This window comes from Bacteroidota bacterium, from assembly GCA_018266835.1.
GTDB lineage: Bacteria > Bacteroidota > Ignavibacteria > Tepidaquicellales > Tepidaquicellaceae > JAFDZO01.
This window is the reverse complement of sequence record JAFDZP010000002.1, coordinates 1,199,071-1,219,746: the sequence shown is the minus strand read 5'-3', so window position 1 is coordinate 1,219,746 and position 20,676 is coordinate 1,199,071. Positions and strand designations below refer to the sequence as shown.

Below are 20,676 nucleotides of genomic sequence, written 5' to 3'. Positions count from 1 at the left end.
AATTAGCCCGAACTCAACTCGGGGGTTTGCATGACTATATTTACAGATTTATAAATTAGGTTAAGATATTTCTCTTAACCTTTTTTGTTTTATACCGTATTTTAGCCAAACCCCGAATCAATATTAACAACAAAAAACTTGAGTAATATAATAGAGGTAAAAAACCTCGTTAAAAAATATGATGAATTAGTTGCCGTTGACGGAATTTCATTTGAAGTGAAGGAAGGTGAAATTTTCGGACTGCTTGGTCCTAACGGAGCAGGCAAAACAACTACGCTTGAAATAATGGAAACTCTCCGTGAAAAAACCTCGGGTGAAATTACTGTCTGCGGGTATTCACTGGATAAATCTCCCAATGAAATTAAAAATGTTATCGGTGTGCAGCTTCAGGCAGCAGGATATTATCCCAACCTAACGTTAACAGAATTGCTTAATTTATTTGCAGGGCTGTATAACGTGAATGTAAACACAATGGATATGCTTAACCTTGTTGACCTGAAAGAAAAAGCAAAAGCAAAATTCAAAGAACTTTCCGGAGGACAGAAGCAGAGGTTTTCCATTGCAACAACTCTTATAAATTCACCCAAAGTAATCTTCCTTGATGAACCGACTACTGGACTTGACCCGCAGGCACGAAGAAATCTATGGGACCTTATCACCGATATAAAAAACAAAGGTACCACAGTTATGCTGACAACTCATTATATGGATGAAGCTGAAGTTTTATGTGAGCGTGTTGGAATAATTGATAACGGAAAAATAATTACAATTGATACTCCTAATAATTTAATAGATACTCTCATTAAAAAAGGCTTTAAGAGGGAGAAGAAAGTAAAAGAAGCTACACTTGAAGATGTATTTTTAGATTTAACAGGAAAGGAGCTCAGAGAAGAGTAATGGAAAAAAAGTATAGTCAGATTAGAGCAATGCTTGCAATATCCACGGCAAGCTTAAAAGTAATGACAAGAAATCCATCGGCAATAGTTTTCAATCTTTTGTTCCCGTTGATATTTATTGTCGTATTCGGATTTATCGGCGGCGGCGGATTTTCAGTTGATCTAGCCGTTGAAAAAAATTCCGATATGGATAATCCCATTATACAGGCAGTCCAGAATATAAAAACCATAAAACTTGAAAAAGATATTCCCGATGAAGAACTTAAAACAAAACTTGAAAAAGGTCAGATAGACGGCGTAATAAGTATTTCAAAAGGATTAGTTGATAATAAACCTTCATATAATATTACATTGAAAACATCTTCTGCATCCATGGATAGAGGCAGTGTGATTAAAATGATTCTGAACGATGTTATTGATAAAATAAATCTTGCAAAGTTTAACATGGATGTTCCTCTTGCTAGACTTAATGAACAGGTTGTAGAAGGAAGAAAATATAAAACGATAGATTTTATTTTACCGGGACAGTTGGGTTTCTCATTGCTTAGCGCAGGGATTTTCGGAACTGCATTCGTCTTTATAAATCTTCGCCAGACATTTGTATTGAAAAGATTTTTTGCAACACCTATAAAGAGAATTTATATTATACTCGGCGAGTCATTTGCAAGGTTAGTTTTTTCTATAGTCAGCGCTGTTATTATTATTGTCATAGGTAATTTAGTCTTCGGATTCACTCTTGTTAACGGTTTCGTGACTTTTCTGAATATGATAGTTCTTTCGGTAATAGCATTGATAGTATTTCTAGGCTTCGGATTTTTAGTATCGGGTATTGCAAAAAATGAACATGCAGTGCCGCCTATTGCAAACTTAATTACGCTTCCGCAGTTTTTATTGTCAGGCACATTTTTCCCGATATCAAATTTTCCAAACTGGCTGCAGCCTGTAGCTAAGGTATTGCCCTTAACATATCTGAATGAAGCGTTGCGAAAAATTGCTTTTGAAGGTGCAAGTTTATTTCAGGTGGGAAATGATATTTTGATTTTAGTCGGCTGGGGAGTTGTGATTTATCTTCTCGCTGCCAAAACGTTTAAGTGGGAGTAACACGTATGTCATTCCCGCGAAGGCGGGAATCCAATCATAAAAACAAAATTTGTTTCTTTTGCTTCCCAACGAGGACGTTGGGAAGCAGAAATTCTTGAATCAATTCTACCCCTTCGGAAAATACCCTATACTCGAACCTACCCATGTTTTACCTTTATTAAAATCCACACCCATCATTTTTCCTTTACCCATTCTTACCAAATTAATTACCGGCACAGGCTCTTCACCCTCATTCCATAAAAATAAAATTCTTATTTCAACTTTGGCCGGGTCGTCAAGTGTTTCAACTACGGGAGCATAAACTATTTTCTTCTGAAGAACAAAGTTTTCTCTGTCTGCTTCTTTAATGTTTTCTATATCCTCTTTCTTCACATCAAAAATTACTCCCACACCTGCAAATGAGAATAACGGTTTCAATACATAATTTTCTAGATCAGCTGGGATTTCTTTCAACTCACTTAAGAAAATACATTCAGGTGCATACTTACTTTTTATAAATGGCAGAATGTATTTGCTGATTTTAAAGAACCAGTTAGGATGCGCAATCCATTTTACATCAAGGTCTTCGCTTATCTTAAAATTATACTTTAGGTCTTTTCTGTTTTTTAATTCATCGTAAATTACTCTGTTGTAAATTCTTTTTATCTGTGTTTTGTTGCCGTCCTTCATGTAGTACAATTTCTTTCCTTCTTTTGTAATATCTCCTATATGAACGGGAGTTATTCCAAGCCAGTCCTGTGTTGCCCAGAAATCAATTGCAGTCTTCTGGTTATCAGGTTCTATCTCAAGTAAAATTACGTTCTCAGGATTTTCATCACCAATTAAAGTCTTCTTTAATTTCTCAAGGTATGTTTCATGTGTAAGTCCGCGGAAGCGGTGAGTGTAATTTTCAGGAATATCAAAGTGCGCGCGCATCTTCATATCTAATAATTCCTGATAGCAAAATAAAGAGGCAAAGCCCTGAAGCTCAATCAATTGCGGGAGATAATTTCCCTCCCCATCTTTTGTAACGGCAAAATCAATTGCAAGAAGTTCGGCATGTTCTCCCTGGTTTGGGACTTCAAGTCCGGGAGGAATAGCGTTTGTAGAGAGCTCTTTAAAATTATCAGATTTTAAAAAATTCAGAATATCCACACAGGCATTTGAAAGCTCATCACGAAGCTCTGCCGGAATAAAAACCGGAGTTTCCGAAATTTTGAATTCAATGGGTTTGTAAGCAGAGTTTATATCCTTAATGAATTCCTCATATTTTTCTTGAGTAAATTCTTTTATGTATTTCTCTCTGAGCTCTTTTATCATGATTTGTTCTTGATGAAATTAAACAAGCAAGTTAAGGTGCAGTTCTGTAGCTCCATACCGGCCCGTTTGTTACTCCGCCGTGATTATCTTTTGCAACTACCTTCCAGTAAACAAGAGTATTGGGTCCTGCAATTCCTAAGTCAGCTGCTTTGTTCAGAGTTCCTGTAGTAACAACGGTACTTGGGTTAGTAGTTGAACCTATGTAAACATCATATCGTAAAGTATCATTTACATCGGGGTCTGAGCATGACCATGTTGCTGTTACAAAGCCGGTAACACCTACTGCTCCATTGGAAGGAATAGGGCTTGAAGGTGATGTTGGTAACTGGTTGCCGCCGGTATTGGTAATAGTTGTATCATCACTTTTAGAGCATCCGCTTACAATTATAACAGCGAACGTAAAAACAATAAGTATTGAAAGTAATTTTTTCATGAGTAGTAATAAGATTAAAATTAATTTATAAAATACCTTCCGAGATTACCGGCATAAACACACCTTTATCCATAACCTGAATTTCATCGCACCATATGCTGTTCTTAATGCTTACGCAGTCAATGTGTGTTGTTGAGCTCCACTTTGCGCCTGTATGCGCAGAGTAAGGATGTCCGAATGCCATGTGTATCGTAGGCAGCTTTTCATCCTGTAAAATATTTCCGATTACATGCTTACATGCTATGTTAGTTCCGATTGCAAACTCGCCTACTCTGTTGCTGTTCTCATCTGTCATTGTATAAGCTGTGAACTCTTCTAGTAACTCTTTATTATCACATGTCATTTTTGATATGCGTGAATCTTTTATTTCAATCGTTAACGGTGTGTTTAATAAGTCGCCGTATTTCTGGCAGAGGTAATCACCTACTACTCCGTCCACGACAAACGTTCCGTTTACATTCCATGGTGATGTGAAGATTTCTCCTCCTGGAAGATTGCCCCATTTATCGGGAGAAATTATTCCGGATGTTTTCAGCCATTTTAATTCAGGAACGAACTCTGCAGTTATATCCGTACCGCTATCGGATGTGTGTTTTATAATTTTTGCTTTGCTTGCAATATCAATTAAGCGCTGGCTTATTTTATCTACTTTAATAAAATCTGCTCTCATGCCTTCCATCATTATCTGCTTGTTGATGTTAACCATGTGGCCGTGTCTTATTTTATGGGCGTCAACAACGTAAGTCATAGATGCGCGTGAGCGAAGCTCACCCATCTTCGGTGTGGCGGCAAAAATGCTCACCTGTGATTTTGCAAGGTCATCAAGAATAACCTGCGGTAAGTCACCCGGTATTGGTCTTGGTGTATAATCTTCGATTATGAATGTAGAAAATTCAGCTCCGACTTTTTTTATTTCGTGTTCCATAGCCCTTGCTATATCGGCAGCGTCGTTATCTGCAATAATTGTAATTCTTTCTTCAGGTTTAAGTCTTAAGCAAACGTTAATAGCATTATAAGCCCCCGGTAAAAGGTCTGCGTCAACTTCCGTGTTAATTTCCATTTGACTCATGTATAATTTTGTCAGTTATTGTTTTAGTTTTTTAAAAATGTTCACCCCCTCCTTTTCAAGGAGGGGGCAGGGGGGTGGTTAAATTGTCCACCACCCCCTTAATCCCCCTCCTCGAGTGAGGAGGGGGAAAATCTGATTACAATCCTTTCACGGTTTCATCCATGATATAATCTACAACCTTCTTCAGGTCTTTTGTTTCTTCGTAAACTTTCAGCTGTCTGTCAGCGCCTGTTCCGTTTTCCATTATCTTAAAAATATTATAAACTTCTTCGCGTGAATCCAAGTCTCCAAGCACGTCATCTACAAATCCCACAAGCTCATGCATTAAAAATTTATAATCCACCTCTTCAACTTTTCCGAAGTCAATCATCTTGCCGTGTATTCCGTATCTTGCAGCTCTCCATTTATTTTCCATGATGAGAGCTCTTCTGTAAATTCTGAAACCTAAGTTAGCTCTTAACAGTTTGTAAAGCTTTGCAATCACTGCCTGCATAATTGCTGCAAGAGAGATTGTTTCATCTACCGTCATCGGCACATCGCATATTCTGAACTCAAGCGTATCAAAGAACGGATGCAATCTTATATCCCACCATATCTTTTTTGCGTTATCTATGCACTTTGTTTTTATAAGGACGTTTACATAGCTTTCGTATTCGGCAAGACTTGAAAAGAAATCAGGAATACCTGTGCGAGGGAATTTATCAAACACTTTCGTTCTGTAAGAATGAAAACCTGTATTTCTTCCCAGCCAGAACGGTGAGTTTGTGCTCAGGGCAAAAATGTGCGGAAGAAAATATCTTGCGGCATTCATTAGCTGCAGACCTGTTTCCCTGTTATCAATACCGACGTGAACATGCAGACCGAAAATTAAATTTGCTCTTGCAGTCTCCTGCATCTCATTTAATATTTCGTGATAGCGCGGATGGTCAGTAATTTCCTGGTCTTTCCAGTGGGAGAACGGATGCGTTCCCGCAGCTGCAATTCGCAGTCCCGATTCCTTAGCAACTTCAGATATATCTTTTCTTAGCTTTGAAACTTCCTCTCGTGCCATGTGTATATCACTACATATTATCGTACCGACTTCAACAACTGCCTGGTGCATTTCAGGTTTTATCTGATCAGCGAGTTTCGACTGCCCTGTCGTCACTATCTGATTCATGTGTGACTTCAGCTCGCGCGTAACGGGATCAATTACCTGAAACTCTTCTTCTATTCCTAAGGTGAAAAGCTTGCTTTTCATACGGGGTTATTTTTTATTTTAAAAATTCTTATCTGCTAAGATAAGAAAAACATCGGGAATTCAAAATTCAGAATTATGAATTTAGAATTCTAAACACGTATTGCTATTCTTTATTTCGCAGAGACGCAATATTTTGCGTCTCTACAAATACTTTATACTTACTACTTTCTACTCAGTACTATTTCTTCTTTACTGATTTAGCTTTTTTTTTACCGTGGCCTTCTTGTCCGCCGTGAACGTTCTCTGCGCTTACTGCTCCGTCGTTAGCGAAGTTCTTTACAAATGTCCCCCATGTTAAATTGTTCTGTCCGTCTTTATGGTTCTGTGCTCTTCTTATTGCCATGTTAGCAGCAGCTTCAACTACCCACTCAAAATTTTCTTCACCGACTGAAGCTTTATCGGCATCAGGCGCAGGATTGCAGAAGTCAATCGCAATCGGAATTCCGTCTCTTACTGCAAATTCAACTGTGTTGAAATCGTACCCGAGTCCGTTGTTAATTCTTAATACATAATCTTTAATTGTATCGAGAAGCTCCTGGCTTACATCGAAGTTTGCAACGTATCTTAAGTGGTGAGGATTGCGCGGTTCGTAGTGCATAATTTTTATATCCTGTCTGTCTATGCAGTAGCATCTGAAGTATGAATCAAATTTAATTTCTTCCTGAAGCATCATGACCAATTGTTTGGTTTCGTTGTATGCTTTGAAGAATGATTCCATATCGGTGATCTGATAAACGTTTTTCCATCCGCCGCCTGCAAAAGGTTTGAAATAAGCAGGGAAGCCGATGTAATCAAACATACCTTCCCAGTCAAGAGGGAATGCAAGATTTTTGAATGACTCGTTTGCTGTATCAGGAGGTAATTCGTTCGAAGGAAGGAGAACGGTCTTCGGCACCGGCACTCCGATTTTTGTAGCAAGTGCGTTATTGAAAAACTTTTCATCGGCGCTCCACCAGAAAGGATTGTTCAGCACGGCAGTTCCGCTTATAGCAGCGTTTTTTAAAAAGCCGCGGTAGAAAGGAACGTCCTGTGAAATTCTATCGATGATAACATCATAACCGCAAGGCGCGCCCTGCACAACTTTATCGATGTTTACAAACTCTGCTGTGATTCCGTCAACGTTTTTCGAGTTAACTCTATCCACAAATGCCTGAGGAAATGTCTTTTCCTGTCCGAACAGTATGCCGATTTTTTTCATTAAATTTGTTTCTCCTTTTATATTATTGATTTATTTTATTTAAACTTTCAAGTAACCACTCGTTACGATGCTCCGGCTTCGTAACGTATAAGAATATGTATTTGTGATATAACTTTATATGTGCCTGAATTTATAAAATGCAGGTATTCCTTTTCCTAAGAGTAAAATTAAGGAAAAATATTTTTAAAGCAATTTTTTCGGTGAATACAAATGCGCGTAATAATCCTTATTTATTCATTACTTAGATGTGCCGCGAGGGTAAAATAAGGATTGTAAAATTAGAAAAAAAATTAAAAAACAGACCTAAAAATACCAAAATTAAGGGCGAATTTCAATGAAGAAACGGGGGATTTGAATTGGGAGTTGTGGGGGATACTAACATTCAGACAAGTACTGTTCCCCTCCTTACCAAGGAGGGGCTAGGGGTGGTTTAACATCTGTATGCCTGCCCCGCTATAGCGGGGTCATTCCCCGCGAAGGCGGGAATCCAGTAATAGAAAATTCAATTTAGTGATTTTAAATTTCACACAATCTTATTGTAAAAATATTTACTTTAATAAAAATAGCATAATAGAATTAATGAAAATAAGAAAAATTACTTTTGAAAATCATTTTCTCTTTGGGAATCTATCCTTAGATTTTACAAACAAAAATGGAGATACAGTAGATACTATAATTATAGCAGGAGAAAATGGCGTCGGAAAATCCTTATTATTAGAAGTTTTATATAAATTCTCAACCTTTTCGGCGTTAGAGAAAAATGAAAAATTATATACAGAAATTGAATTATCACAAATAGAAATCGGAACTTTAAGTAAAAACGGAACTAGAAGTGGGCTTTTTAAAAATTTAGAAAAAAATAATATTCTACAAATTCAGATAGATTTTAGTATTTCTAATATTTGGAATAGAATGAGAGTTGTCAATGGTTCGGACACATATGCAGGGGAGGCCTTAGCTGTGGATGAAACCCGTAGAATATTTATGGCTATTTTTTCTAGTGCAGAAATTAATTTCTCGTCTAACGAGATTTATAATATTACAGCATTAAATATAGATAACATTGTCGAAGAAAGTGAACGCTCAAACAGTAATTTAGCTTCAGAAATCACTCAACTTTTTGTCGACATTCAAACTATTGATGCAACTGAATTTGCAGAATGGGGAAGAGAAAACGAAGGTTTGCCTGTAAATAGAGATAAAATAGATATAAGAATAAATAGATTTGCAAATGCGTTCAAATTTATTTTTCCTGAGAAGAAATATAAAACTATTAAAACGAAAAATAATGTAAAACAGGTAATATTTGAAGAAAATGGTAGAGAAATGGGTATCAATGAATTAAGTTCAGGAGAAAAACAAATTGTATTTAGAGGTAGCTTCTTGCTAAAAAATAAAGAGACAACTAGAGGAGCTTTAGTGCTCATAGATGAACCAGAAATAAGTATGCACCCTACATGGCAATTGAAAATACTTACTTTCTTTAAAAAATTATTTACAGATAATGATGGACTTCAAACATCTCAATTAATTGTTACAACTCACTCTCCGTTTGTAATACATAATTCTAATAGAGAAAACGACAAGGTCGTAGTTCTCAAAAAAGATGATAAGGGTAAAATTGTTGTTTCAAATGAACCTGAATTTTATGGATGGACAAATGAGAAAATTGTTCAAGAGGCATTCAATGTTAATTATCATATAAATTCAGATAAAACTATAATACTTCTTGAGGGAGAAACAGATGAAAAATATTTCAATAAAGCTCTTGAGGTTTTTGAAAAAAGAGGTATAGGTTTGGAATTTAGATGGATTGGAAAATTAAACGGAAAAGGGAATCCTGAATATACTGGTGTAAAGGCTTTGGATAACGCTAAAAATCACTATACCTCAAATCCTTCAATGTTGAAAAATAAAACAATACTTCTTTATGATAGTGATACTAATAAATTTGAAGAAGATTTAGGAAATTTATTTGTAAGACGAATGGAAAAAAACGAGGTCAACACTCTTTATAAAAAAGGAATTGAAAATTTATTGTTTTTGCCATCTAACTTTAGTCAAAATGATTTTTACAAAGAAAGAATTAAAGTTGATGATTACGGCGCGGAAAGTTTAATAAGAGAATTAGATAAAACTAAACTATGCAGTCATATTTGTGATGTAATGGATAAAGATAATCAAAAAGTAGTTTTAAAAAAAATCGAAGAAGAAATTGAAAAATTGTTAAAACTAATTCGATAAAAATCTAATTATGAAGCACAATAAAATCAGAAAAGACATCATACAAAATTTCGCAATGTGGACTGCACTTTCTTCTACGCGTTCAGGATGCCCAATAAAAGCAAGAAAAGATATTTATTCGTTATTAGAAAAGCGTTTTGATCGAATTTTATCCGATACTACAAAAATTGAAGAGGAAGAATTTAATGAATGGCATGAAAAAAATGTAAAATCTTTAGTAAAGAAAAAAATTCGTAAAAAGAAATCGGGATTACCTTTAATATGGGCTGCAAAGATTATAAATATTTATTTAAAAACTGCTGTATATTTGGGAGGATTAGGGAATTCTAAACTAATTGAATTTATTCATCCTCCAATCGATAGTGAATTATTAAAGGTTCTAAAGAAAGAAGTTGGAAAAGAAATTTTTTATGAAAAAATTGGTAAATTTGAAAAAATGGTTGATATTAAAACCTATAATGATTATAAAAAAGTAATTTTGGGAATAAAGGAGTTAATAAATAATAAGTACTTATTGATTGAAATTGAACAATTTTGGCAAAGTACGGGAGATTAACTTATAATCACGATCTTACATTAAACCACCCCTAACCCCTCCTTAGTAAGGAGGGGAACAGATTTACATTTCCCTATAATCCGGCCTTATAAATTTTCCATTAAGAAAATCACGAGAACAATCGCTAGCGAGAAGTATGTCTGAGCGAAGCGAGTTTACTTCGAGCGCACCTGCTCCCCTCGTTCCCAACGTCCTCGTTGGGAACTTAATGCAAATTTATATTCCGCCATGGCGGCTTGATTTTGGCGCCTGTCCCGCGCTAGACGCGGGAGTTCTTTTTTTATCAAGAAAAAAAGAACGATAAAACGAAGTTTTATAAAGATGATTGGATCCCGCATCAGTAAGCTTGCCCCGTACTTGATACGGGGTGCGGGATGACAAGCGTCGTGTTAAACTACCCCTCCCGCAAAAGAACTGCGGGGTTTCACAGCATAAAAATTATTCTTTATTAATTATTAATTACTAATTGACAGAACCTGTCAACACCTAAAAAAATTTATTTCCCTATTACTGCTAATGAGATGAACCGGATTTTAAAAGAAAATTCTTATAGGTAAATTACCTGTTGTTTTAGTTTGTGAGGAGAATTTATGAGGTGTAATTTTAAAAGAAATGAAAAATTATTTTATCAGCAGCTTACATCAAAACTTACGAGGGGGCGTAAGTTTCGCTATAAGTTTTTCCAATGGTTTATTGTTCAAAAAATTGACAAAAAAAAGTCCCGCAATAAATAAATATTGCAGGACTATCATTAATAAAATACTTTTACTATTTTAAAATAAGAAGCATGCCTGACTTTCATCAGGCATACTCCATTGATACACAAACAGCGACCATTTATTTACTTTAAGGAAAAAGGATTAATAAAGAGGCTGCTAATGTGCAAAATTTATTTAACTAATATCATTTTCTTTGTTTCAGTGAAATTGCCGGCTTCAAGTTTGTAGAAGTACATTCCGCTGGCTAAGTTTGAAGCATTGAAATTGTAATTGTAAGTACCGCTATTCAAATTACCGTTTACTAATGTGGCAACTTCCTTACCAAGCATGTTGTAAACTTTAAGAGATACAAATCCGTTTTGCGGAATTGCAAAGCTGATGTTTGTTGACGGATTGAATGGGTTTGGATAATTCTGTTTTAAAGAATAATCTGAAACCAGTTCGTTATTAACCGGTGTAACACCTGTTGTAACGCCGTATTTTACAATCTGTCCGTTTGATTTACAACCGTAGATTAATAATCCCGTTCTTGATCTTGTAATATCGTTAACTGTTCCTGCTGTTGTTGTGTATGCAGTTGACCATGTTGTTCCGTTATTGCTTGAGTAACCGATAGCAGCGCTGAATCTTACTGTCCAGAAGCTTGAGTTTCCGTCACCGGTTATACCGCTGTAGTTGCCTGTTCCTGTGCCTGCGTTAGCAGCCCATGTTGTTCCGCCGTTTGTAGAAAGTTTTAATGCAGCACCGCCGTATAAACCTGTTGTTGCGTTATTAAAGAATACATCAGACCCTGAAGCGCCTGCTTCACCTGTTGTTTGCGCAGTCCAGTTCGCACCGTAGTTTGATGAATAATATGCTCTTGAATTGTTTGTACCGAACCAGACATTGTTACCGATAATGCACATGTCATTATTCCAGCCTGCTTCTGATGCAGCTTGTGGTAAGTAGCATCCGGTTGAATCCCATGTGGAACCGGCATTAGTTGTTTTGAATATTGTCCATCTTCCGCCGACCGGATCACCGTACATGATACCGTTATTAGCATCTTTCATAACTATACCATCCACAAAGCCGCCTGCCTGAGTAAATACTGTAGCCCATGTAACTCCGCCATCTGTAGTTTTATAGATATAAGAAGTAGTGGTAGAACCTGTTGCAAGAGCAGTGTTAGCATCTATTGCCCATACATTGAAAAGAGGTACTCCTGTACCGATACCTGTTCCTAAAGCAGTTGTCCATGTACCGCCGTTTGTTGTTCTAATTACAAAAGGAGGTCCTGATGTGTTAGAAGTATATCCAACTGCCCATACAACGTTATCTGTTGCAGCTGAAATAGACGATAATGTAGCTGAAATAGGTGTTGTTTGTTCAAACCATGTTGTCGGAGGTGGAGGAGGAGCTGCTGCAGGGATATATGAAACTAAATCCAAACAGAATGCAGAGCCATCAATGAATGACTCCTGGAAGCCGATATAAATATTTGAACCTGCGGGAACTGTGTTTCCGATTCTGTATTTATACTGAACCCAGCCTGAGTCTGCATCTCCGCTGAACCTTCTTGACATTAGTGTTCCGGCAGTCATTGCAGGAATAGTTGGTGTAGTTGTAGAAATTTTTACTCTGAACGAATCAGGATAAATTGTCGGCCAGAATCTCAACCAGAAAGTTAATGAATCATCAGGTTGAACATTGGTGATTTGCGGTGTGATTAACCACTCGTTATTTTGAGTCGATACATATGAAACTAATGCCAGAGCTGAACCGCCGCCCGGACATCCTGTAACAACTGAACCTGTACCGAATCCCGGGAATGGAGTTGTGCCTACTGTTGTTCTTGTCCATCCCGGGTTACTTAATGGAGATAACTTTGTCCAGCCTGCCGGCGGAAAAGTTGTACCTTCAAATGATTCATTGATTGCCTGTACTGAATGGTCTAAAGCCGGACCATAAGTGGCAATCTCTCCCGGCTGACTTTGCGGATACGTTTTTTGAGTCAGAATGTCTCCCGATACAAAACCGTAAACTGTAATACCTAAAGCTACGACCGGTAAAATAATAAAGAGCAGTAATTTGTTCTTCATTTTTCGTTTTTCTCCTTTAATTAGTTTTTGTAAAACACTTTATAGTAACTATGCTCAAGATATTACTTCTTTGAGCTAAAAATTATCTTATGATACCTAAATAAAACCTACTGCAATTTTTTGATTATGAAAAAATATATGGACAGTTGAGTTACTTTTTTTAAGAGTTTAAAAATAAAGTACAATCAAATTAAGCCGGTGAGATAAACTAAATTTTTACAGATGTTTTGAGTTACTTTTTTTCTAAGAGGTTTAAAAAATAAAGTACAATCAAATTAAGCCGGTGAGAAAACTAAATTTTTACAGATGTTTTGAGTTACTTTTTTTTCTAAGAGGTTTAAAAAATAAAGTACAATCAAATTAAGCCGGTGAGATAAACTAAATTTTTACAGATGTTTTGAGTTACTTTTTTTCTAAGAGGTTTAAAAAAATAAAGTATAATCAAATTAAGCCGGTGAGATAACTAAATTTTTACAGATGGTTTGAGTTACTTTTTTTCTAAGAGGATTAAAAAATAAAGTACAATCAAATTTAAAAAAGTTGAAATAAATAAATTTCTGGCAAAGTGAACAGCATTATTTTTTTATAAAGGATTTGTTGCTAAACAAAAATGCTTTGATAAAATAAGATGCCAGTGTTTGAGGAAGGTAAGTCAGATACTTTTTCTTTCTAGAGGATTTAAAAAGAACAAAATAAATTTCATTAATTTAATATTCTTTGTCAATACAAAAGTAATGTCTGAAAAGAAATTAACTAATCTAATTTCACGCCGTTGTTGGTCTCCCGACCAACAACTACGCTAATTTTACATTGACCACTTAATCCCTCATTAAATGAGGGGGTCATACTTTTACAATTATAAACTGATAACTAAAAATCAAGTAACTATTTCACTACTACCATTTTCTTAACAGCGCTGAAGTTATCCGTTGTCAGCTTATAAAAATACGTTCCGCTTGAAAAATTTTTAGCATCGAATGTAACGCTGTAATATCCGGCATCCTTAACTCCGTTTACCAATGAAGCAACTTCTTTACCTGCCATATCAAATATTTTTAGTGAAACGTAATTTGTAATTGGTAATTCGTAATTAATCTGTGTAACAGGATTGAACGGGTTCGGATAATTCTGCATCAGAACAAATTTATTCGGAACTCCAATCACAACTTCATTCATCAAATCATAATATTTGTAATTCCCGTTGTAATCTATTTGCTTTAATCTGTATTTATATCTTCCTGAAGCTAAAGAATAATCTTTATAGGAATAATCGTGAGACGAGTATGAAGTTCCGTTTCCTTTTACGTTGCCGATTTTAATCCAGTCGCTGTTTGAAAATTTTCTTTCTACATCGAACCCTGAGTTGTTTAATTCATAGACCGTACTCCATTGTAAATTTACATCGTTGCCGTTTACAAGAGATGTAAACGATGCCATCTCAACAGGTACTTTATGATTTTCGTCGGATACTGACCACCAGAAACCCGAACCCGGTCCTAACGTAACAGTTACAACACGGGGATTAAGTGCAGATATATCAACGGTCGGACCCGTCTGATACCATGTAGAAATCGGTCCCCCAAATTCAAATACAGCAGCGTGAGTCATATCTCTTCCATTATCATATATCGAGGGGAAAGACAAAGTAAAATCCCTTCCCGAAGGATTATTAGTTCTGAAAATCTGCCAGTTGCAGTTTATACCGGGACCCAGAGTTCCGTCAGGGCCTGATATTCTTTGTATAGTTACATCTCCTAAATCATCGGCTCCCGCGAGCATACCAACACTCAGAAAGTTAAGCGCCCCCGTACCTACGGGTCTGTACTGCATTATTGCCGTGCCTATTATTCTGTTAGCTGCATCTTCAGCAGGATTTGTTGAAGTTGGCGTAAAGAACAAAGTATAATTTGTAGTAGTTGATATCAATCCTCCGTTTTGTAAAGTCATTGTTCCTGTAATGGTATCATTTCCGCCAAGAGTTACTGCCGAGTTATCAATCGTAATATTATTAAATGAACCTCCTGCTACTGTAATAGTCTCGCCTGTAATTACTGAAGGAGTAACATCTGCCCATGTAGTACCTACACGCATTTCATCTATTGTTAATGTGGGAGTTGTACCCGAAGCATCCTGCCTCATAAATATTTTCTGAACTCCTGTTGTTAAATCAGTAAGTGTATTTGCTGCCATTAAGGTCGGGTAAGGTTCTGCTCCGTTAAATGATGTCGGATTTATCCACAGCTTTACGCTGTCGTTAGTTGCGCCGGGCACTATCTGATATGCAATGACAATTAAATACGGAGTGCCTTCGTCTAAAACACTGGGTGACCATACGGTGTTGCCTGCAGTGGTTCTTGGATTGATTCCAAGATTGAACTGAGTTGTGCCTGATGCTGTATTATTTCTTATCCATAAAGTTGCGCCGAAAACAGTTGTTGAGCCGTTCTCCATAAATCCAATGGTATATCCGCCGTTAGTAGTCTGCAGGGAAATGTCTGTAATTCTTAAAATGAATGATGCGTAAACGGTGCCGCTTGTCTGATTGGTAAAAGCTCTGTAATAATCCGTTCCTGACCCGCCATAGCTTACATTATTTCCTGTTGAAGTTGTAAGCCCGGGAAAATTTAAATTTCCGCTTGTTACTAAAATGGAATCCCCGGAATTTAGTTTAGTCCATAGCCCGCCGCTTTGAGTCGCTAAGCCGTTAACCGGGTCCGCTGTATAATTGAAAGTCTCTGTGAAAATTTGTGAAAAACATAAGTTACCGGAACATATCAAGGGTATGGTAACTAACAGATATGCAAATAATTTTTTCATGGGGGGAAAATTAAATTAGTATAAAAATCTCATTATATACTAATATAATTTCTATCCTAACAAAATCCTAACAAATAGTACAGAGTAACCTGGGATAAAATAAAAAAAGCCCTGAAATTTAAGTCTCAGAGCTTTTGAGAGATTACATACTTTGTGTGAAACCACTCCTGCACCAAACTGTTATAGGAGGGGGACAGAGTTACTTTATAAACTTTGAACTTTACAAACCTTTTACTTAATCACTACCATCTTCTTAACATCATTAAATTTATCAGTGGAGAGTTTATAAAAATACGTTCCGCTTGATAAGTTCTTTGCATCGAACTTAACAGAATAATATCCCGCATCTTTTACTTCATTGACTAAGCTTACTACTTCCCTTCCGCTGATATCAAATACTTTCAGCGATACAAAAACTCTTGCAGGTATTTGGTACCCAATCACAGACACAGGATTGAACGGGTTGGGGTAGTTTTGACTCAGACTATACCTTGAAGGAATCCCTATAATAACTTCATTGGATAAGTCGTAGTACTTGTAGTTCCCATTGTAATCGATTTGCTTAAGGCGGTAATTGTAATGACCCGATGCCATCCCGTGTTCTGTAAATGAGTAATTATTTATTTGGTTTGTTGTGCCGTGTCCTTGAATGCAGCCGATGGTTTTCCATGTTGTGCCGGTTGATTTTCTTTCAATATCAAATCCCCTGTTATTTTCTTCCTGAGTTGTTGACCAGTTGAGAGTTACGTTTTGATTAGTTACTGTTGAAGTGAACGATGAAAGCTCAACGGGTAAAAATCTTGTAGTAAAAAGAGCCAGAGCTTGCTGCGCATTTCCGCCCATGGTTGTAAATAAGCCGCCTATATAAATATCGCTGCCGCTTATGGCTATTGCCATAACTCTGCCGCCGGCATTAGGATTCCACACGGCATCAGCATCTCCTGTTGTATTGTTCAGCTTGGCAAGTCTGTTTCTTGTCTGTCCGCCGATAGAGGTAAAATCACCTCCGGCATAAATATCGCTGCCGCTAATGGCTAATGCATAAACGGGGGCGCCTGCATTTGGACTCCATGTAGCATCAAGAGCTGCAGTTAATAAATTCAGCCTTGCAATCCTGCCTGTTATCGTGCTATTGATAGAGTTGAACGACCCGCCTAGATACAAATAACTTCCGCTTAATCCCATTGTAAAAACCGTACCGCCCATATTAGCATAAAATGAACCATCGTATGCGCCGGTGGTGTTATTTAATTTCGCAACGTTTCTTCTTTCCTGGCCGCCGACTGTTGTAAACGCGCCGCCTATATATATATCGCTTCCGTTTATTAATACGGCATTGACTGCGGCATCTGCGCTTTGATTCCAGTTTGCATCTGCTTCTCCGGTTGTATTGTTCAGCTTGGCAATACGGGTTCTTGTTTGTCCCCCAATTGTTGTGAAATTTCCGCCGGCATATATATCGCTTCCGCTTATTGCTATTGCATTTACTGCTGAATTGCCAGCAGCATTCCATGTCGCATCTGCTGCGCCCGTTGTGTTGTTCAGTTTGGCAATTTTGCTTCTTGACTGACCGCCGATTGTAGTAAAATCACCGCCTATATATATGTCACTTCCGCTTATTGCTATAGCATAGATGTTACTGTTTGCAGAGGGATTCCAGTCCGGGTCAACTGCGCCCGTTATATTATTTATCTTTGCGCATGAATTTCTCAGTAGTCCCCCGAAAGATGTAAAAGTTCCGCCCAGATACATATCAGTTCCGCTAATGGCTATGGTATTAACTACATTGCCGGCTACAGCAATCCATGAGCCGTCGGCATTTCCGTTTGTATTATTTAGTTTTGCAATTCTTGCTCTGCTTTGTCCGCCTATTGTTGTAAAGCTTCCGCCTGCATAAACATCACTTCCATTTACGGTGATTGTATAAACCTGGTTGTTTGGTGCTGCATTCCAGGCGGCATCGGCATTTCCGTTAGTATTATTTAATTTTGCAATTGCAGTTCTTGATTGTCCGCCGATTGTTGTGAACATTCCGCCTGCATAAATATCGCTGCCGCTTATAGCTATTGTGTTTATCTGACCGCTTGAGTTTGCATTCCACGCTGCATCTGCTGCACCTGTTGTGTTGTTCAGCTTGGCAATTCTGTTTCTTGCCAGGCCGCCTATAATTGTGAAAGAACCGCCTGCATAAATATCGCTTCCGCTTATAGCTATTGTGCTGACTGTGTTTGCGGAATTCGCATCCCATAAAGCATCGGCAGTTCCGTCAGAATTGTTTAGTTTGGCGATACAGTTTCTTGCCTGCCCGCCGATTGTCGTAAATATTCCGCCCGCATATATATCGCTGCCGCTTAATGCTATAGTGTTTATAGAATTGTCCGGGTTTGGATTCCACGACGCATCAGCGTTTCCGTTTGTGTTGTTTAATTTGGCTATTTTGTTTCTTGTCAGCCCGCCTATTGTTGTGAACGCGCCTCCTGCATAAATATCGCTTCCGCTTATTGCTAATGTTCTGACTATATCGTTTGCATTAGGGTCCCATAAAGCATCAACAGCGCTGTTTGAAAGGATGTGAGCGATGCGGTTTCTCGTGTATATTCCTACCTGAGTAAATGAGCCGCCAATATACCAACCGCCTGAACCGTCCGGAATGCAAATATTAATTGAGCCGTTTACTCTCGGGAAGTCCTGATTGTAATTAGTATTTGTTGTAGTAACTTTTACGCCGCTGCCGTTACTCGGACCGATATAGCTGAAACTGCCGCCTATATACGTATAGTTTCCGTCCACAACCACTGTATTGATTAAGCCGTTTGGTACACACATTTCTGTATTAGGAACCATCGGCTGGCTGAAAGCTGCAGAGAAAATTAATAGAAATGCAATTGTGAAAATAAAGAGAGATGCAGGGAATCCGGCAGGATTCCTGTAGTTTAATAGGGATTTCATAGGGATTATTACTTTTTTAAGTTTTAATTATAAATTTCATCAAAATTAAATTTTTTATATTTTCACATCAAACAGAAATAGTGCTAAAATCCCAAATTTCCATATAGTTTTTAGTTTGCTATTTTATGATAAAACTATAATTTAAAATCAATTTTTAATCCCAGATTATGCTATATTATTTATTCCGTGAATAACTATACAAATCAAATAAACTTACTGCCACCCAAACCCCTGTTTGGGTGGCATACTTTCGTCCCAAACAGGGGTTTGGGACGGAGAGAAAAATATCAATTACAATTTAATCCCAAATTATGCTGCCCCTTCCTACAGTTGAAATACTAAAAAAGTTAAACCCTGCCGAATTGAAACGATTCGGTGATTTTGTGAAATCGCCTTACTTTAATTCCATATCTGCGCTCGAAATAATTTATGAAGCTGTATCAAAATCGTATCCCGACTTTGATTTTACTGCCACCCAAACCCTGTTTGGGGTGGCATACTTTCGTCCCAAACAGGGGTTTGGGACGAAGAGTAAAATTTCAATTAAAATTTAATCCCAAATTATGCTGCCCCTTTCCACAGTTGAAATATTAAAAAAGTTAAACCCTGCCGAATTGAAACGATTCGGTGATTTTGTGAAATCGCCTTACTTTAATTCCATAGCTGCGCTGGAAATTATTTATGACGTTGTGTCAAAATCCTATCCCGACTTTGATGCGCAGATTTTTTCATTTGAAAAAATGTCTAAGAAAATTTTCGGCAAGGGAGAGATAAAAGAAAAGCGGGTAAAAAATCTTTATGCTGATTTCGGAAATCTGCTGAGAAAATTTTTAGGGCAGGAAGAGCTTATAAAAAAATCTCATGAAATGGATATCTTCATTGCTGAAGGATTATCAAATAAAGGATTGCTTGACGACGGAAATAAATTTATAAATAAAAGTCTTGAGCAGAATGATAACGGCTATCTTACAGATGATAAAAGATTTGAATACCGCAACAGAATGAAGGCGCAGAAGGGACTGAACTTAAGCGGAATGGGAAGAGAGCATTTTGCATCTATTCTTAAAATTATAGAAGAGATTACCGAAGCAAAAATTGTAAATTTTTTAAGGGACCTTTATGCCGGAGGAAATGCCGAATATTTAAGAAACGATATTTACGGAAATGAACCTAAAAAAAATATGAATGCCGGTCTGCTCCTTTCTTTAGATACAGATAAATTTTTAGATTATCTGAAAGCCATGAACAGTAAATATTATTCTTATCTGAAAATTTTCTATCTGCTTTTTTATCATACGGTGTACGATATCAACCGCGAACAATTTTATGAGTTAAAGAAACTGATATTTGAGAATATACATAGTATAGAAAAATGGGAAGCGTATAATATTCTGTTACGGTTAAATGAAATAATAAATTTTAAAATGATACCGGTGGATAGCAGTTTTACCAATGAAATAATGGAAACAGGTAAGCTTTTTACTGAACTGAAAATTTTTCCGGATCATGCGCACTATCCGCTTCATGCAGGATTTTTCAGAGATGTATTTACATCGGTTTTGAATTTAAAAGAATATGACTGGGCAGAAAAATTTGTTAACGAGTACAGTCATTACCTAATTAAAGAATTACAGGAAGAAGAGTTAAATTATTGCAGCGGCGTATTGAATTTTATAAGAGGAAGATATGAAAGCTCACTCGGTTTTTTCAGCAAGGTAAAGCCGGCAAAAGTTCTGGTAAATATTAACGTCCGTTTTTATTACATAATGAATTACATAGAGCTCGGCGCATACGAAAGCGCGCGCTCGGCGCTGCATGCCTTCAGGCAGTTTTATAAGGACAATGAAGAAATCCCGAAAATAAAATATGTGCTGATACCTGACGCATTAAAATATTTTACAGAGATAATTAAGTCCTCGGAAGAAAATAAAAAGATAGATGAGTTTTTATATAATGAAGCAAATGACGGCAGAAGTTTTTATCAGAGGCAATATATTTTAGAGAAGATGGAGAATCTTAATCACATCCCGCTTTAGCGGGAAGTGATTCGTTTTTCCTCCCAAACACCATTGCT

General features: G+C 37.0%; 12 protein-coding genes and 1 pseudogene. 5 read left to right on the top strand and 8 right to left on the bottom strand.

All coding sequences use genetic code 11. The annotated features are described in order from the left end of the window. Positions 1–138 precede the first annotated feature (138 nt). Together JST55_07085 and JST55_07080 are read left to right on the top strand one after the other, a co-directional pair. On the top strand, positions 139–897 hold the full coding sequence (locus tag JST55_07085; protein ID MBS1493255.1) for an ATP-binding cassette domain-containing protein: 759 nt from the start codon (positions 139–141) through the stop codon (positions 895–897). Next, entirely contained in the window at positions 897–1,997 is a 1,101-nt protein-coding gene (locus tag JST55_07080) for an ABC transporter permease (protein MBS1493254.1), read from the top strand. Before JST55_07085 ends, JST55_07080 begins: the two co-directional genes overlap by 1 nt. A 105-nt stretch (positions 1,998–2,102) precedes the next feature. Here JST55_07080 and JST55_07075 read toward each other — a convergent pair whose 3' ends face one another. The 5 genes and pseudogenes from JST55_07075 to JST55_07055 form a co-directional block, all read right to left on the bottom strand. Further along, positions 2,103–3,296, bottom strand: coding sequence for a hypothetical protein (locus tag JST55_07075; GenBank protein ID MBS1493253.1), 1,194 nt, complete (start codon positions 3,294–3,296; stop codon positions 2,103–2,105). Positions 3,297–3,327: 31 nt separating this feature from the next. Further along, complete coding sequence (locus JST55_07070; GenBank protein MBS1493252.1) at positions 3,328–3,729, bottom strand: hypothetical protein; 402 nt, start codon at positions 3,727–3,729, stop codon at positions 3,328–3,330. Positions 3,730–3,754: 25 nt separating this feature from the next. Continuing rightward, the gene (locus tag JST55_07065; protein MBS1493251.1) at positions 3,755–4,798 is read right to left on the bottom strand and encodes an aminopeptidase; all 1,044 of its coding nucleotides are present in this window, start codon (positions 4,796–4,798) and stop codon (positions 3,755–3,757) included. A gap of 136 nt (positions 4,799–4,934) precedes the next feature. Beyond that, positions 4,935–6,038, bottom strand: a complete 1,104-nt coding sequence (locus JST55_07060; GenBank protein MBS1493250.1) for a carboxylate-amine ligase — start codon at positions 6,036–6,038, stop codon at positions 4,935–4,937. A 274-nt stretch (positions 6,039–6,312) separates the two neighbouring features. Next, positions 6,313–7,236 (bottom strand): annotated as a pseudogene (locus JST55_07055) (hypothetical protein). 579 nt (positions 7,237–7,815) lie between these two features. On the opposite strand from JST55_07055, the gene JST55_07050 reads away from it, so the two are divergent. Both JST55_07050 and JST55_07045 read left to right on the top strand, forming a co-directional pair. Next, the gene (locus tag JST55_07050; protein ID MBS1493249.1) at positions 7,816–9,480 is read left to right on the top strand and encodes an ATP-binding protein; all 1,665 of its coding nucleotides are present in this window, start codon (positions 7,816–7,818) and stop codon (positions 9,478–9,480) included. Positions 9,481–9,490: 10 nt separating this feature from the next. After that, on the top strand, positions 9,491–10,036 hold the full coding sequence (locus JST55_07045) for a hypothetical protein (GenBank protein MBS1493248.1): 546 nt from the start codon (positions 9,491–9,493) through the stop codon (positions 10,034–10,036). An 889-nt stretch (positions 10,037–10,925) separates the two neighbouring features. Here the strand turns inward: JST55_07045 and JST55_07040 are convergent. The 3 genes from JST55_07040 to JST55_07030 form a co-directional block, all read right to left on the bottom strand. Next, on the bottom strand, positions 10,926–11,807 hold the full coding sequence (locus JST55_07040; protein ID MBS1493247.1) for a T9SS type A sorting domain-containing protein: 882 nt from the start codon (positions 11,805–11,807) through the stop codon (positions 10,926–10,928). Positions 11,808–13,721: 1,914 nt separating this feature from the next. After that, a complete protein-coding gene (locus JST55_07035) occupies positions 13,722–15,653 on the bottom strand; it encodes a T9SS type A sorting domain-containing protein (GenBank protein MBS1493246.1) in 1,932 nt (643 codons plus the stop codon). A gap of 231 nt (positions 15,654–15,884) precedes the next feature. After that, entirely contained in the window at positions 15,885–18,602 is a 2,718-nt protein-coding gene (locus JST55_07030; protein MBS1493245.1) for a T9SS type A sorting domain-containing protein, read from the bottom strand. A gap of 563 nt (positions 18,603–19,165) precedes the next feature. Here JST55_07030 and JST55_07025 point away from each other — a divergent pair. Further along, positions 19,166–20,638, top strand: coding sequence for a hypothetical protein (locus JST55_07025; GenBank protein MBS1493244.1), 1,473 nt, complete (start codon positions 19,166–19,168; stop codon positions 20,636–20,638). Positions 20,639–20,676 lie beyond the last annotated feature (38 nt).